This is a genomic window from Paenibacillus sp. P4_A7, from assembly GCF_056402455.1.
On sequence record NZ_JBFUHJ010000016.1, the window covers coordinates 35,082 to 50,135 of the forward strand.

Below are 15,054 nucleotides of genomic sequence, written 5' to 3' on the forward strand. Positions count from 1 at the left end.
TCCAGCTGTTCGGAGTCAGGCTGAATCTCTTATAATCAGTAGAATGCCGACAACCTCTCTTTCATCAGCCCCATATAAAGTCCGGATACGATTTCCGCCACCGTCCAGCCGGATTCGATCGCCCAGGGTCCCCATCCGAGGTCCGCGGGAGAACCGTATACATCATGCAGCCGAACATCCCACGCCCTTGCCCAAGCTCCGTCGATTTGCCGGTTTGCGCTCCGGATTTGGCATCGGGTTAAGAAAGCGGCCGTCTCTTGCCACAGTGACAAGAACCTTTCGTCCTTCGTCACGAAGTAGGCCTGCATGAATCCAATCGGAAGCCAGTTATTGGAGTAGAGCAAATCCGCGACGGGATCGCCGTTGCGAGTCAGAAGCGAGCTCTCTCCTTGACCCGGCTCATGCCGCATAGCGGCAGCGTATCCTTCGTCCCACTCGAGGTAGGCCCCGCATTCGTGCTTCATTTTCTGCAAATCTTCCGTTACACGGTACAGCCATTCCCGATGCTTGGGATCACCAGTAATCCAGTACTGCCAGCTCAGAGGCAGAATCAACCGGCAATATTCCTCGGTCTCGCTCTGTTCGCGGATTGTATACGGATAATGAGTCATCATCGTCTCCATACCCTTCAAGCCGGTTTGCATAAACGATTCGATGCCCGTCAGCTTATAAGCCAGGAACAAAGCGGCATAGTAGTAACCGTTGTAATGGGCGCATGGAAGTTTCCCGGGTTCTTCTCTCAATTGGGCCATGCGTTCAGGGGTCAGGTTGATGTTATCGGTTCTGAACACCCGCGTCCCGTCGGTGCCCGTCGTGTTCACCAGAAACCGCAAAGCAGCAACCGTTTCGTCAAGTAGCGTCTTGGTTCCGGTATACAGGCATTTCAGCAGCTGCGGAATCACGGCCCGGGCGACATCGTCCTGATAGCAGATGCCCCACGCCTCTTCCGTCCAGCGCACCATGCCGTACAGGTGGCCCGAATCCTTGTTGAAATGATAGTCGAACACATACTGCTGTAAACGATCCGACACGGCGTGGCTTCTCCCGTCCGATTCCATCAGCGAATGCATGAAGTAGGACAAGGCTGCCTCCCCGATGCAATCGACGCGTTTGGTTGGGCTGATGCGCTGGCGGCCGTCCGGATAAATCTCGGTGCCGAGTCCTTCCCACACAGCGCCGCGTCCTTCGTGCTGCAGCATGCCGGAGCATTCGAACCAGGCCATCGCCCGGTCCGCGCAGGCCTTGACCGCCCGCTCCGAGAATCCGCTCTCGCCAGCCGCTTCCGTCGTATAGGTGAATTCAATAGCGCCTGCAGGAATGGATTCCCCTGTCAGCCAATGCACGATGAAGCCGATCAAGCTGACAATGCGGTCTTTCGGAGCGAATCTCGCGCGCAGGAAGTTGCAAATCCGGAAGCAGCAGACGAGCAGCCGGTCCGGCTCTTCGAACCATAAGGCTCGATCGGAAACGTTCCGAAAAAACACTTCATCGAGTTCAATCTGGTCATGCGCCTGGACGGTTGCGTACTGCAACAGAGGCGCACTGTGCGAGCAGCAAGCGATGGCGTGCGGTTTGATGCGCATTCCGCATTGGTCGTCAATCAACATCCCGGTTGTCAGGTCCTCAATTGTCGTGTCCTCCGAGCAGAACACCAGGCGCTGGAATCTCGTGTTTTCGGGCGACTCGCAATAGACGTGCCCGATGCTCGCCATGTATTCCGCAAAAACCCGTTTCCCCTTGCGGATCTCCGCTTCGATAGCGATCCGTTCTCGGGCTGCCAGCAGGAGCGGTTTATCGGACACTCCCCCCAGGATGGCGATCGCACCGAAAGCATGCAGATCCGTTTCCGGAATTTCGCTTGACCGGATAACGGTCAATGTCGGGGACGACTTCCGAAGGATATCAAGCAGATCGCTCGCTTCCTCCGTGATGACGAGAAGATGGGATTTAAGCATGCGATCCTCCCCAATGCGATAGATTCAGATGGACTTGTATCACCTGTGTAAATCTCTCCGTAATCAATTGCGGCCTGGTGATAGCGCTTCCCATGACGACGAATTGCGCCCCCGAATCGAGCTCTTGAATGACTTCCTGCGTCGTGGAAATCCTGCCTTCCGCGGCGACGGGCACTCTCACGTCCTTGGCCAATCTCGCGACCAAATGAAGATCGGGTTTGCTGATTTGAGGACTATATGGTGTATAGCCCGATAACGTCGTCGAAATGTAATGAAAGCCTAACTCAGCTGCATAGACTCCTTCCTCCCAGGTGGAGTTGTCCGCCATGATATACATGTTTCGCCCCAGCAGTTCACGGACGACTTCCTCGAGTGTCTTTCCGTCCGGCCTCGGACGGCGCGTGGCGTCCAGGGCCACGCTGTCCACCCCGGCCGCATGTACGGCCAAGGCGTCCTCTAACGTAGGCGTGATGTATACCTCATCGCCCTCGTACTTGCGCTTGTACAGTCCGTTGACGGGAACCCGAACCGTCTGTTTGACCGCGTCGATATCGGAAAGGCTATTCGCCCGGATCCCGACTGCGCCGCCGAGTTCAGTGGCCTTGGCCATTTCGACCATGTGATGCGAACCGAACAGGGGCTCGTTTTCATAGGCTTGGCAAGAAACGACCAACCCTTTGTCCTGAATCAACTTTCTCATTCCATCCTGCTCCTTAGTGATCCGTCTTGTACCCCGATCCTCATTTCATTCCCGTTATCGTGATACCTTCGATGAACTTGTTCTGCACGAAGAAGTACAGCACAACGATCGGGATCGTGAACAAGGTGGCAGCCGCCATCAAAGGGCCCCAAGCCACGCTGTTTTCACGGATGAACTGCTTGAGTCCGATGGACAGCGTCCATTTTTCCTGATCGTTCAAATAGATCAACGGGCCCTGGAAATCTCCCCAGGCAAAAAGGAACGTAAACAGACCTATGGTGAGTACTGCCGGTTTGGCCAATGGCAATATGATTTGCGAGTAGATGCGGAATTCCGACGCGCCGTCTATTTTGGCGGATTCGGTGAGTTCGTACGGGATGCCGTTGAAGAATTGGCGCACCATGAACACGTTGTACGCCATGCCCGTTCCGAACCAGGTCGTCAGGACGATCGGCCAGTATGAATTCAGCATGTCCGCTTTGTTGAACATGACATATAGCGGAATCATGGTTACCTGCGCGGGAAGCATTAGAGTACTGAGCATGAGCATGAACAAAACGTTGCGGCCTTTGAAATCAATTCGGGCGAATCCGTACGCCACGAGCGGCGAAAACACGACGACGCCGATAACGCTTAACAAGGCAATCCATACCGTGTTCAGCGTGTATTTCAAGAAAGGAATCATGCTTACGGCACCGGTGTAATTCTCCCACTGCAGGCGATGAGGAAGCCATTGGATGGGAATCATGAAAATTTCATCGTCGGTTTTGAAGGAGGTTAGGAACAGCCATGCGAAAGGTGTAAGAAACAGCATGCCGACCATGATCAAAACGAGATGAGAGAATACTTTTCCTCCGGCGGTTTGCGTGTGCATTATTTCTCACCTCCGTAGAAGACCCATCTGGAGGAGGTTTTGAAGACGACGATCGTAAGAATGAAAACGACGACGAACAAAAGCCAAGCCATGGAAGACGCATACCCCATCTTCAGGAACGAGAAGGCGTTCTGGTACAGATAGATGGCGTAGAACAATATTGAATTTTCCGGCCCACCGAGCGACTGGTTATTGGAATCGGCAAACACGTAGCCTTGGGAGAAATATTGGAACGAACCGATCAAGCCCATGATGATGAGAAACAGGGTCATGGGAGAAATCGCGGGCAGCGTAATATGCCAAAACTTCTTCCATACGCTGGCGCCGTCGATCGAAGCGGCCTCGTAATACATTTTGGGAACATCCTGAAGCGCGGCCAAATACATGATCGTCGTCGTCCCCGTCCCCCAGAAGCCCATTAGGATTAAAGCGGGTTTAATCCAATGGGGATCCAGCAGCCAGTTTGGTTCCGGAAGGCCGATCGCGCCCAGGAGCTGGTTGATGAGTCCGTACTGCGCGTTCAAAAGCCACATCCAGAGCAGCGATCCGGCGACGGCGGGAACCAAGGTCGGCAGAAAGTAAACTGTCCGGTAGAGGGAAAGCCCCTTTACGTTTTTATTGAGCAGCATGGCAATCGCCAATGCATACGCGATCTGCGGAAACAGGCCGAAGATCGTGATGAAGATCGTGTTGTACAAGGACAAATACACCTTGGGGTCCTTGAACATTTCGACATAGTTTCCAAGCCCGATCCAGGTCGGAGACTTGAACAGGTTATACTCCGTCAAGCTGTAATAAAACGACATCAAGATTTGATAGAACTGGAAAACAAGAAACCCTAAGATCCATGGACTGATGAACAACAAGCCCACCAAAAGACGTTTCCGCTCTCTTCTCCTTATTCCGCTGTCCTTCTTTATGTGGCTCGCCATGGTACTCCTCCCGATGGAAATCATGCAGGAATAGAGTAATGGGAACCGATCCTCTATTCCTGCAATCCACGTCTCTTATTTACTTTTTGTCCGCGACCGGCTGCATCTTCTTGACGACGTTATCCATTGCGGTTTGGGCCGTGATTTGGCCCTTCAAAGCTTTTTCCGTTTCTTCGTTCAGCGCCTGCAGATATTCGTTGATGTAGATGCTGTTCGGGAAACCCTTCAGGTTCGGGCTCTTCGCGCTCTCATAGTACTCCCACAACGCTTGGGTATCCGGATTTTGCGTCAGCTTCGGATTTTCGAGCGCTTTGATCGCGATCGGAATGGAGCCTTGGAGGGTGTTGTACTCGATTTGCACGTCTTCACTCGTCAAATACTGGATGAGCTTCCAAGCCGCGTCCGGATGTTTGGCTTTGGCCGGAATGAACATGGCGACAGGGCTGACCATGCCGGAGTTTTTCAGCTCGGGATGGTCCTTCGGATACGGGAACGGCGCAACGCCCAGCTCCTTGCCTTCTCCGCGGTTTTTTACGTACCAATTCTCCCAACCGATCATCATCGCCAGCTTCCCGGTCAGGATGGGATCCTGTTCCGTTTCCATGCCGCCTAGACCCGATTTGAACTTGGCGATCGCCGATTCTCCGAATTCCTTATAATATTGCGCTTGGTATTCGATCGAGCTTACGTTAGCCGGTTGGTTCGCTGTCAACTTTCCGTTGCCGTCATCCCAGGTGCCGCTGAAAATGATCGGCCAGAATACGTTGTCGAGCCACGGATAATCGGGAATGAAGCCCATTTGGGAGATGTTTCCTTTGTCATCTTTCTTTGTCAGCTTCTTCGCGATGTCGAACAAATCTTCCAGCGTTTCTGGCGGAGTCGTGACGCCCGCTTCCTCGAACAGTTTCTTGTTGTACAGCAATTTGTTGGCCATGCTCATCGAGATCGGGAAACCGTAGATTTGCCCGTTCACTTTCATCCGGTCCAATGCGGCGGGAATGATCTGGTTCGTGTCATACCCGTCCTTCTTAATGAAGTCTTCCAGGCTCAGAACGGCTCCGGCCGCCGACCACGGCCCTACGTTGTTCCAATAGGTTACGACCAAATCCGGAGCGCTGCCTCCCGAAATGGCGGTCAACTGCTTCTGGGGATCCTGGTTGCTCAACGTTTTGACGGAAATTTCATTTTGGCTCTCATTGAATTTGGATACTACCTGGTCCAGATGAGCCGCACCTTCGCCCGTAAACGGATTCCAGAACTGGATTTCCACCTTTTCCTTCGGCGCCTCGGACTCCGCCGGCGTACTCTCGCTTGCGCTGGGGCTCGTTCCGGTCGATGGGCTCGGATCGACTTCTTTCGCTTTGGTGCACGCTGCTAATGCCATCATGATCATGGTGAGCACCAGCAGTAATACCCAAGAACTTCTTTTTTTGCCGTTCTTCAATTGAGTCACCCTTCCTTCGAGTTTGAAATTCTTTGTTCTTGGAGGAAATATCCCCCCCCTTTTGAATGTAATGGATATATCTTTCAAACGCCTAGTTCTGATTCGCCCAACCCGTTCTCACAAGGCGAAAAAGCGCAGTTCTCATTTGGCCGATCGGTTCTCAACCGCCGTATTCAACGCAAAAAACCGCCATTTCTGGCAGTTTTTCCACCCTTTATCTCTTTTTCATAAAGTCCTGAATCTGCCTCTGGAGCTCCATCTGGATCGTATCCAGCATGCGGCCCGCTTCGTTCTCTAACTGTGTCCAGGCGGTATCCGGATCCATCACTCCGTTAAACAGTGGGGGATAATACTTCTCCTCCAACCGGGTGTATAGTTTGATTTCATTGCGCACCGGTTCCGCGTCGAATTGGAATCCCGTCAGAATATCCGGCTTGAAGTTTTCCGCCTTGCGAATGAACGTTTCGTTCGGATCGTCCGAGCTTTTCTCGATGCGCTCACCCGTAGGATTCCACAGCCATACGAAAGCCGGCTGGATATACCGGTTATTCTTTAAAGAGTATTTATCGGAGCTCAATGGGCTCCAGTTCCTTCCTTCGATACCGTAAACGAGCAGATCATAATTTTCCTTGCGGTTCGCCCAATCCAGGAACCGGATCGCTTCCTCTTTATGCTTGCTAGCGGCCGGCACGGCTATAAAATTCCACTGCGCAAAGTTCGTAATGTTCTCGCCCGGGGTCGCCTCGAAGAAGGTCACGCTTTCCAATTCCCCGTCCGGCACGTTCTTTTTCAGCTTTTGCTGGACGTCATCCGAAACCGCGAACGATCCGGTGGGGAATATGGCCGCCTTGCCACTTACTCCGGGGTCCTGAAAATCCTTGACGCCCAGCACGTTCGGATCCATCACGCCGTCGAGATATAACTTGCGCGTTTCTTGGATCCATTGACGGATGACCGAGTTCTTCTCCTTGAACAGGTTGTGGACCTCTCCGTTGTTGTTCTCGTAGTACAACATTAAACTGTTGCCCAAGGCGTGCGTCGGGCGGATTTGGGTTTGGAAATCGTCATAGTGCCGGAAGGTCGCCCAACTGTACATTTGCTGGCTGGTCGAACCCGCTGCGATCAGCGGAACTACTTCTTTTTCACGCTCCTTCACCTGGTACGCGAAATGGATCAAGTCCCCGTAATTGCGGATCGGCGGAATGTTCAACTTCTCCCGGATGTCTTTCCGCACGAAGTAGGAATGCCCCATGACATGGGAGACGCCCAGGGGAATGGCCATGATTTTGCCGCCGAAACGGTTGGCCTCCCACATTTCCTTCGGTCTGGTGGCCTGGATCGTTGTTCCGTACTTGTTCAGCAGCGAGTCCAGCGGCTCGTAATATCCATCGGCGATCATTTCGCTCAAATGCATCCACGGCGCGTCGAAGACGAGATCCACGTCTTTGCCCGAAGCGAGTGCCACCTGCGATTTGCTGCCGAAATCCTGCCATGGAACGAACTCGAAATTGAGCATGATCGGGAACGATTCGGCCTTCAGCCTTTTCTCGGCCTCCGCGATCACGAGGTCGAAGTCGGGCGAGCGTTCTCCCGGGAGGAGAATCTTAAGCGTTACGAAACGATCTCCGCTGCCCGGGACCGGACTCGAGGAACATCCCGCCGTGCCGGTTAAAACGAGAAAGACGGCCAACAACCACCATACGCTCCGTCCGGTCAACTTCCTTCCCCCCATCTTGCCGTATTTTGCTGCCGGTACTGATTCGGCGTCATGCCCGTCGCTTTCTTAAACGCGGTAAAAAAGTGGCTCCGGGTTAGAAAACCGGATCTCGCCGCGATATCTTCCACAGACATCGCCGTCTGAACCAACAGCTCCCTTACTTTTTCGATCCGGAAATTCAACAGATATTGGGAGAGCGATTGATTCTGCATGTCCTGGAAAAGCTGCCTCGCGTACTTGACCGACAGGGAGATGTGTTTGGCGATATCTTCGGGCGACAGGTTCGGGTCCTGGAAATGGTAATGAATATAGTTGACCATTTCTTCCGCAAGCTTGTCTCTCCGGTTCAGGTTATGACGGTTGGAGAGCTGGTCGATGACTGCGAACAGCTCCTGCTTCAGCCAGCGGTGCAGATCGTCCAGGGTCGTGAACCGGTCGAGCTGTATTCCAATGCCTTCTACGTCCTGCAGGGAGGAGAGGCTGTTGAACTCTTTGACGAGCGAGAATAACAGGACCGTCAGCTGGATTTTGGATTCCGAATATTTCAGGGCCTTCATTTGCGTGAACAAGTCCTGCAGCAACCCGGCCACCTGGTCCTTTTTGCCGGACTTGATGAGCGCGGGAAGCCTGTCTAGGCCCTTCAGTTCGGAGTAGGGCAGCTGCATTTCCAGGTAAACCTCGTAATCCTCTTCCGTGTAAGTTTTATCTTCGCCGCTGATGAATTTGAGCAGGCAGAGTTCCAGCGCGAAATCGTAGACGGAACGCAGGTCGTCATGGATCCGCTGCCTGCCCGTCATGGCGATCGTCACCTGGAGCCTCTGATGGGTTTTGATCTGCTGCTTTATGGATTTCAGCGTGGACTTGATCGATGGTATATCCTGATTCGTCCCGAGCAGGAATACGACGTGATCGCCCGCCATATCGACGGTTTCCAAGGCTCCGCCTTGTTCGGCGAACAATTCCGCGGCAATGTTCCCCATCGCGTATTTTAGCAACTGTCTCGAAGCGAAGTCGTATTTCTCGGTAATGCTCGGGTAATCGTCCATCTTGCAAACTACGAGGAAAATTTCCGAATACCGCAGAAGTTCCGGTTCGCGGACAAGCGCGTCCCTCAGCGTATTATCCATTCTCCCCTGGAGAAGCCATTGCCGGAGGAACTCGTCCTTCACCAGGTTGTGGTGGCTTCTCATCGATTGGCTGAGCCGGTCCATGCGCGTGGACAGAAGTTCGATTCCGCTTTTCAGGATATCGTAATCGTCTCCGCCGCCGAAGATCTCCTGGCCGTTATCTTCCCCCGCCTTCAGCTTACGCTGCAGCTGCTCCGCCAGTTTTCGGAACGGCTGTACGGCCCTCTGGGAATTCCAGATCGCCGCCAGCAGCAGCGGAATGAGCAGAATCAAGGAATAGCCGATGATTTTGTACTGGAACGCCACGGTCAAACGCCGGAATACTTTCATTTCCGTCAAGGAGTACAGGGTCCAGTTCTGAGCCGTGATTTGCGCGGTGTTAACGTGCAGCCGGCCTCCGTCCATTTTGAGCACGCCGGATTCCGATTTGTCCATCAACCTGCGCAATTCGGTCAACATCTCCGAAGATGTCGGTTGGCCCAGCATCACTTGGCCTGATTCGTCCAGAATGAAAATATTTGAGCCGAGGTTTTCGTTGTTCTCCAGCAGTTGCTCTTCCACGGCGCGATTATCCAGTAGCAGAACCAAATAGCCGCTTTCGTTCTTTTTCGCAGGCGTGGAAGGAAGGATGAGCGACATGTGGGATTGGCCTTCGATTTCATGACGGAAAAATTGCAGGAGCGAAGGAGGGTTTTTCTTCACTTTGTCCACGATTTCCGAGTCCGCGAAGCGGTCAAGGGGGATGACGCCCTCCTGCGAATCCATGACCCGGCGATCCAGCAGGCTGATTAAATAAACCCTCTGAATAAAAGGTTCCGTCGACATATATTCTGTGATCGTGTTCAGCAGTTCCATATCGGTGATGGGCGACCGTTTTGCCGAAAACCATTCCTGAAGAACGGGATCGTCGTACATGTGCAAACCGTAGGACTTCAATTTATCCAGAATGAATTCCGTCCGGCTCGCGGTCTGCGCCAATTTGTTCTTATGGAACAAATTCATTTGGTTATCGGCGTACTTGGAAAATTGGTTGGATAAGAATATAGAAAATAATAGAATAGCTACGGTGAATATGATGCCTATCCACAGATACAAGCGCACGTAATTTCTTGTTAGCAATGGCCGCATGTTTTTCCCTTCTCCATTCACCGTGCGGATTTGTATTCGTTTTCATTTATAACTATATTATTTTGTGTCGCGTTTATATAGGCCTGGGTCAATATATATCAAAATCGTACGGACCTGGTTAATTGGTTATGTAACACCTAACCTCTGTTGTAGAAACTGGTTTCATAACCAAAGGTCGAAAACGTCGTATATTTGCACCGCAAAATGTTTTCTCTTTTAAACTGCGCGGTTAGCGGAAAGGCTGACGATATTTGCAGCAAAAAAAAAGAAAATAACATCCATCTTTAAAAAGAATTCCATGATTTCAAAGTAGGGTCATTCTTTATATGGGCTGACTTTTCGAGCACTTCTACTGCTTGATAAAAACTAAATTTATTTTGTCCTACAAACTCTATACCATCTTCCGAGAAATTCGAAACGTTCCCCATTGGAAACAGAATAAATTGATATTCACCAATTGCCATATTGGTCACCTCGAAAGTAAATGAGTGCTTATTACTAATTCAAGATACTTCCATGTTATCCAGCCCGTTAGCTCAACGAGGCTGCCGTTCTATGCTGGCTGTCTCGTCCTGTTGTTATGGAACTAACGTTCCTCGTTAATTTAATAACGACAAAATCATTCATCTGTTGTGTCGATACCCACTCCCCTAATTTGAATTCTCAGATGGGATGGGCGGCGTTGACTCATATCGTCAGGCCCGGGTATAAATTCCTTGTTTTTAAGCCGTGATTCGAATACTCTTTTTTGACAACTTCTATTTCTTTCAACATTTTGGCCATTGTTGTAGCAAAAGCATGACATCCAGGAAGTTCTTCTACGAGACCAAAATAATAACCCGAACGATTATTGCTCTCAGGTATATATTCGAAAATGAAGTTGTAGCTCCTTGTCATGTAATTTGCAATATCTTTACTCTCACATCCCCAACCTTTAAGAGTTATTCTGTAACTGATTAACAAACAAATGTACTCGTTAAATAATTCGTTTAGGGAGTTTCAATATCCTTCCAGTTTAACAAAGTGAACCCCCTAAACACCACGCTATCCTGCCCGTTAGCTTAATGAAGCACGTCAGTCTAACACTTAATTTTTGGCTAAGACTTTATTTTCTTCTGACAGAGAATATGAAAATACCACTGTGGCACCCTTATTCACTCAGGTCTCTACGAATCATATAGCATAGAAATATTTTCTGCTATTTCGAATCATCCACTTATATTGTGTCAAGCGGTTTCTTAATGTTCGTTTAATAGAGAGTAGTCAACAATGATGTGAGGAAGGAGGGGGTTGCAATGATCGGAGAACGTATTAAGATGCTACGCAAGAGAAATGGCTTATCACTGACCGAACTCTCCAAAAGAGCCGGTGTCGCGAAATCTTATTTAAGCTCCATTGAACGAGGGCTTCAACAAAATCCTTCGATTCAGTTTCTCGAAAAGGTAAGCGCTGTATTGAAGGTTACAGTTGAAGAATTTTTGAATATCGACCAGTCTGAGCAAAAGGTTGATCATCTTGAACATGAATGGTCCGAATTGGTAAGAGAGGCTGTGGCCTCTGGTGTCAGCAAGGATCAGTTTAAAGAATTTTTGGAATTTAACAAGTGGAAAATCAAGCGCGAATAACGTTTTATTTGTTATTAAACAGCCGTTTCTTGAGTGTCATCCTTATCACTTTCCTGAAGGCACAGAAAAACTTTACGCACGTCTTCTTTCGTAAACCCCATTGATCGAGCGCTTTTTATTAGGGCTACCCATTCCAAATCCAAGTCCTGATTATCCTCTGATTTTACAAGTCCCATAATCCTATGTCCCCCATTCATTCTGGGACGGTTGCACCACTGACTCCTTGCGGTTAAGGTGCCCAGATACTAATCGCATTTCAACGTCTCCCTTTTGCTGCTTCATTTGATTTCTTTATCTATTATAAATCAGCTCTTTTACGCATGTTATCGCTTCATGTCTCACAAAAATGATAGATTATTACATTCTTTGTCGAAATGGTTGTAAAGGTCACATAATGCTTTTTTACTTGTCTTACTAATTCACTTGACTTGGGATAGTTCTTTTAACTTTCCTGCCCGTTGAACAAACATGAGGACTTCAATTATGGTATTTTCGACTGATTTCTTTATTTTACTCACATTAAAAAAGGGCGATGCAGGAACATCGCCTTTAAGCTACGGCAGAGAATGATGTGAGATGATCTTAACATCTTGTCCACCATCCCCTCATTTATAGCGTATGTGGTTATACTCAAAATTCTTGGACTTATAACAGCTGTATTCAATACTTAGAAAAATAGATCTTACCCTTCTTCAACTATCCTGCCAGTTGAGAAGACGAATATATAGGTTGCTGATAGCTATTTTCTTGATTTTGGCTTATAAACCCCGCCTTCTCATATAAATCGATAGCTTGTTGTTTTCTTTTTCTACTGTTAAAGATATAACCCTACATTTACGGTGTTTTTCTTTTATAAATTCAAAAATTTTATTTAAAGACTGTTTTCCATACCCTTTACCTTGAAGTACCTTATCAATCTGAATCCACCAATCCAATAATTATCATCACTGTTTGGTGTATAGCTAATATAAAACGCACCAATAATTTTATTATTTTCATACAAAACATACGGGTCTAAAGCCTCATCCCAAGGTTCTATAAAAGCAAACGCTAGTGATTCTGCAATATTTGGAACAAAAGATTTTTGACTTTCGTGTACTGATAGTTCAAATGCTTCTTCCCAATTGTTCTCAACAACAGCCATACTGAAAGGCTAACTCCATTACAATCATCTAATCATTTTCGTCCTCATATCCCCATCGTTCCAGAAGCCATTTATTTTCTATAATATCATCCTCAGTTAATCGGCCCAATTTCATTTTGGCAAGAAGAATGAGTTCTTTACGACCTGTGTACTCGAAGTCCTTGTAGATCTCCTGGTTCTTCTTATGGAATAGATGGATTTTCTCAGTAAGTTCGAAATATGGAAACACCCCTGATTTCCAATCCAAAAAAGATTGATACAGGGGTTCCAGAGCTTGTTCCGTTACCAGTTTGTGATACTCGTCAATAATTTCACGCTCTTGCTGTCTTTTTTGTTGTTTAGAAGTTAATTTGCTCTCCAAGTTTATTCTCCTTTTTTGTATTGAACTATGGCGCCCTTTTAAAGACATACCGCCGTTACTTAAAAGCAAAGGACGCTAAAAGAACCGATGATAAAGTTAGTAAGAAATGGCCATTCGTCTAGTCGGATGCGTATCGGTTACGAATGAGGCTTTACAGGAATCCTCACGCTTGCCAGATACTTCTTCAACCACACTTTGCACTCGGTCGTGAAGTACACCTACTCTGCGTTAATCCCTTGCCATTGACAATTGCAGAGCAGTTCTCCCAGTTCAGGTCCTCGATGTTTACCTTCTCGATCTCTCCAACTCTACAGCTGGTACTGTATAAGAACTCAAGTAAAGCTCGTTCTCGGAAAAAGGGATCGAACAAAACGAATTCAATGTTCTAAGCTACTTCGCTTTAAGCGGGCAGATTGCTTTGCCAAATATTCCTTTAGGAGTAGTAGTGTGACCTCCGAAATATCAAGATCGCCAAGGTCTGAAACAACATCTATAGTTGAAAGCATATGCTTTGAGTGTGCTTGGACTAAATCCCTGTATTCCTTTATCGGCTTCAAACAGTCTCCACAATTCTCATAAATTCATAAAAAAACCTCCCACTAGACCTATTACATCTAGGGTTGCTCCAATAAGAGGTTTAATCTGTTTTTAATGTTTGCACTTAACTAACGTCTCCCGTTAGCATTCCTGTAGAGCGTTATTTTTCCGCTTTGCAAAAAAACGAGCGCCTCGGTACGATGGAAGTACGCAACGGGTCATAGCCCTAAAAATTCCATCATCCAGGAGGACGCTCTATTATGAAGTTTAAATCGCAAGCGAGACAAAATCAACTCATTGAAAAAATTACTGCTCAGCATTTAGTTGTCGGGATCGACATTGACCAGCAGATGCATGTTGCGCGCGCTGTAAACTTTCGTGGCATCATTATCGGAGACTACTTATCTTTTTCKAATGACGAGGAGGGATTTCACAGTCTCTTGCTATGGATTCAAAARCTGCAAACCAGCCATAATTTAAGCGTATCGTCGGGATGGAACCAACCGGGCACTCCGATTTTTTTGTATAATGGCTCATAAACCAAGTAAAATCAACGTGTTCTCAATAGCACTAATTTAATGATCAATTTATTTTTTTCGAAATGGAGACGAATTTAAGAAGTTCATCGTAACCGTTAGCGTTAATCAATCACTTCCTGCCGTCGGAATCGATTCTCGACTTTACTTATGTCAGCCTTTCACCGCGCCCATTGTCGCGCCTTCCATCAACAGCTTCTGGAACAGAATGTAGATGATAATGCACGGTATCATAGAAATTGTTACTCCCGCGAACAGCGTCACCCAATCGGCGGTATACTCCATCTGCTTGTTCGCAGAATACATTTGTACCGCGATCGGATACTTCTTAGGATCGCTTAAGTAAATGAAAGGTCCCATAAAGTTATTGTAGAATCCAAGAAACTTAAATACGGCAACCGTAACAATACCCGGCGTCGATAGAGGAACGACAACCCGCCAAAATCTTTGGAACAGCGTGGCGCCATCCATCGTTGCGCTCTCTTCCAATTCCTTCGGCAGAGAGCTCATAAAACCACCCAGAAGCATGAGATAAAATACACTTTCCCCTAGGCTGGACAATAGAATTAAACCTGTCAGGCTATTCGTTAATTCCAGTTCCCTCATAACCACGTACTGAGGAACGAGAGCATTTACACCAGGTAGAAATAAGGAAAGCATAATCAAGCCCCAAATTACTTTTCTCCCCTTAAACTCCATACGCGTCAGCGCGTAAGAATTGAGCGTCGTGAAAAAAATACCGAGTACCAAGCTTCCGCCCACATAATAAAAGGTATTCAGAAGCGACTGGCCAAAGCCGTATTGGTTCCAAGCCTTCGTATAGTTCTTCCACTGCAACTCCGTTGGCAGCGCCCAGATGTTCTGAAAAAATTCCGGATTGCTCTTAAGTGACTCATAGAAGACCCAAGCAAGCGGAAAGAGAATCGTCAGCGCCCATAAGAATAACAGGATGCGCCAGATGACATCCATAAATG

14 protein-coding genes, 1 pseudogene and 1 riboswitch are annotated in these 15,054 nt (G+C 48.3%); of the genes and pseudogenes, 2 read left to right on the forward strand and 13 right to left on the reverse strand.

What is annotated here, in order from left to right; genetic code table 11:
• Positions 1 to 35: 35 nt before the first annotated feature.
• The 8 genes from AC1DWN_RS04615 to AC1DWN_RS04650 all read right to left on the reverse strand — a co-directional run bounded on the left by AC1DWN_RS04615 (position 36) and on the right by AC1DWN_RS04650 (position 10,341).
• Positions 36 to 1,955 carry a hypothetical protein gene (locus AC1DWN_RS04615; protein ID WP_477557765.1) on the reverse strand — a complete coding sequence of 640 codons (1,920 nt, stop codon included), beginning with the start codon at positions 1,953 to 1,955 and terminating at the stop codon, positions 36 to 38.
• Positions 1,948 to 2,655: an N-acetylmannosamine-6-phosphate 2-epimerase gene (locus tag AC1DWN_RS04620; protein WP_477557766.1), complete on the reverse strand. Its 708-nt coding sequence runs from the start codon at positions 2,653 to 2,655 to the stop codon at positions 1,948 to 1,950. Before AC1DWN_RS04620 ends, AC1DWN_RS04615 begins: the two co-directional genes overlap by 8 nt.
• A gap of 40 nt (positions 2,656 to 2,695) precedes the next feature.
• The gene (locus AC1DWN_RS04625; RefSeq protein ID WP_477557767.1) at positions 2,696 to 3,529 is read right to left on the reverse strand and encodes a carbohydrate ABC transporter permease; all 834 of its coding nucleotides are present in this window, start codon (positions 3,527 to 3,529) and stop codon (positions 2,696 to 2,698) included.
• Positions 3,529 to 4,461, reverse strand: coding sequence for a carbohydrate ABC transporter permease (locus AC1DWN_RS04630; RefSeq protein ID WP_477557768.1), 933 nt, complete (start codon positions 4,459 to 4,461; stop codon positions 3,529 to 3,531). The genes AC1DWN_RS04625 and AC1DWN_RS04630 overlap by 1 nt, the downstream gene beginning before the upstream one ends.
• Before the next feature lie 79 nt (positions 4,462 to 4,540).
• Positions 4,541 to 5,905 carry an ABC transporter substrate-binding protein gene (locus AC1DWN_RS04635; RefSeq protein WP_477557769.1) on the reverse strand — a complete coding sequence of 455 codons (1,365 nt, stop codon included), beginning with the start codon at positions 5,903 to 5,905 and terminating at the stop codon, positions 4,541 to 4,543.
• A gap of 214 nt (positions 5,906 to 6,119) precedes the next feature.
• Positions 6,120 to 7,622: an extracellular solute-binding protein gene (locus AC1DWN_RS04640; RefSeq protein WP_477557770.1), complete on the reverse strand. Its 1,503-nt coding sequence runs from the start codon at positions 7,620 to 7,622 to the stop codon at positions 6,120 to 6,122.
• Positions 7,619 to 9,877, reverse strand: a complete 2,259-nt coding sequence (locus tag AC1DWN_RS04645) for a cache domain-containing protein (RefSeq protein WP_477557771.1) — start codon at positions 9,875 to 9,877, stop codon at positions 7,619 to 7,621. Before AC1DWN_RS04645 ends, AC1DWN_RS04640 begins: the two co-directional genes overlap by 4 nt.
• A 284-nt stretch (positions 9,878 to 10,161) precedes the next feature.
• The gene (locus tag AC1DWN_RS04650) at positions 10,162 to 10,341 is read right to left on the reverse strand and encodes a hypothetical protein (protein WP_477557772.1); all 180 of its coding nucleotides are present in this window, start codon (positions 10,339 to 10,341) and stop codon (positions 10,162 to 10,164) included.
• An 831-nt stretch (positions 10,342 to 11,172) separates the two neighbouring features.
• Here AC1DWN_RS04650 and AC1DWN_RS04655 point away from each other — a divergent pair.
• Complete coding sequence (locus tag AC1DWN_RS04655; protein ID WP_477557773.1) at positions 11,173 to 11,502, forward strand: helix-turn-helix domain-containing protein; 330 nt, start codon at positions 11,173 to 11,175, stop codon at positions 11,500 to 11,502.
• A gap of 14 nt (positions 11,503 to 11,516) precedes the next feature.
• Here the strand turns inward: AC1DWN_RS04655 and AC1DWN_RS04660 are convergent, their stop codons facing one another.
• The 4 genes from AC1DWN_RS04660 to AC1DWN_RS04675 form a co-directional block, all read right to left on the reverse strand.
• A complete protein-coding gene (locus AC1DWN_RS04660) occupies positions 11,517 to 11,678 on the reverse strand; it encodes an anti-repressor SinI family protein (protein WP_477557774.1) in 162 nt (53 codons plus the stop codon).
• Positions 11,679 to 11,694: 16 nt separating this feature from the next.
• Positions 11,695 to 11,777, reverse strand: a riboswitch (cyclic di-GMP riboswitch).
• A gap of 483 nt (positions 11,778 to 12,260) precedes the next feature.
• Positions 12,261 to 12,437 (reverse strand): GNAT family N-acetyltransferase, encoded by a 177-nt coding sequence (locus AC1DWN_RS04665; RefSeq protein ID WP_477557775.1) that lies wholly within the window; start codon positions 12,435 to 12,437, stop codon positions 12,261 to 12,263.
• On the reverse strand, positions 12,374 to 12,646 hold the full coding sequence (locus AC1DWN_RS04670) for a hypothetical protein (RefSeq protein ID WP_477557779.1): 273 nt from the start codon (positions 12,644 to 12,646) through the stop codon (positions 12,374 to 12,376). Before AC1DWN_RS04670 ends, AC1DWN_RS04665 begins: the two co-directional genes overlap by 64 nt.
• 28 nt (positions 12,647 to 12,674) lie before the next feature.
• Positions 12,675 to 13,007: a hypothetical protein gene (locus tag AC1DWN_RS04675; protein WP_477557776.1), complete on the reverse strand. Its 333-nt coding sequence runs from the start codon at positions 13,005 to 13,007 to the stop codon at positions 12,675 to 12,677.
• A 797-nt stretch (positions 13,008 to 13,804) separates the two neighbouring features.
• On the opposite strand from AC1DWN_RS04675, the pseudogene AC1DWN_RS04680 reads away from it, so the two are divergent.
• Positions 13,805 to 14,055: pseudogene (locus AC1DWN_RS04680) on the forward strand (IS110 family RNA-guided transposase); the annotation flags it as partial.
• A gap of 178 nt (positions 14,056 to 14,233) precedes the next feature.
• On the opposite strand, the gene AC1DWN_RS04685 reads toward AC1DWN_RS04680, so the two are convergent.
• Positions 14,234 to 15,049, reverse strand: a complete 816-nt coding sequence (locus AC1DWN_RS04685; RefSeq protein WP_477557778.1) for a carbohydrate ABC transporter permease — start codon at positions 15,047 to 15,049, stop codon at positions 14,234 to 14,236.
• Positions 15,050 to 15,054: the final 5 nt, after the last annotated feature.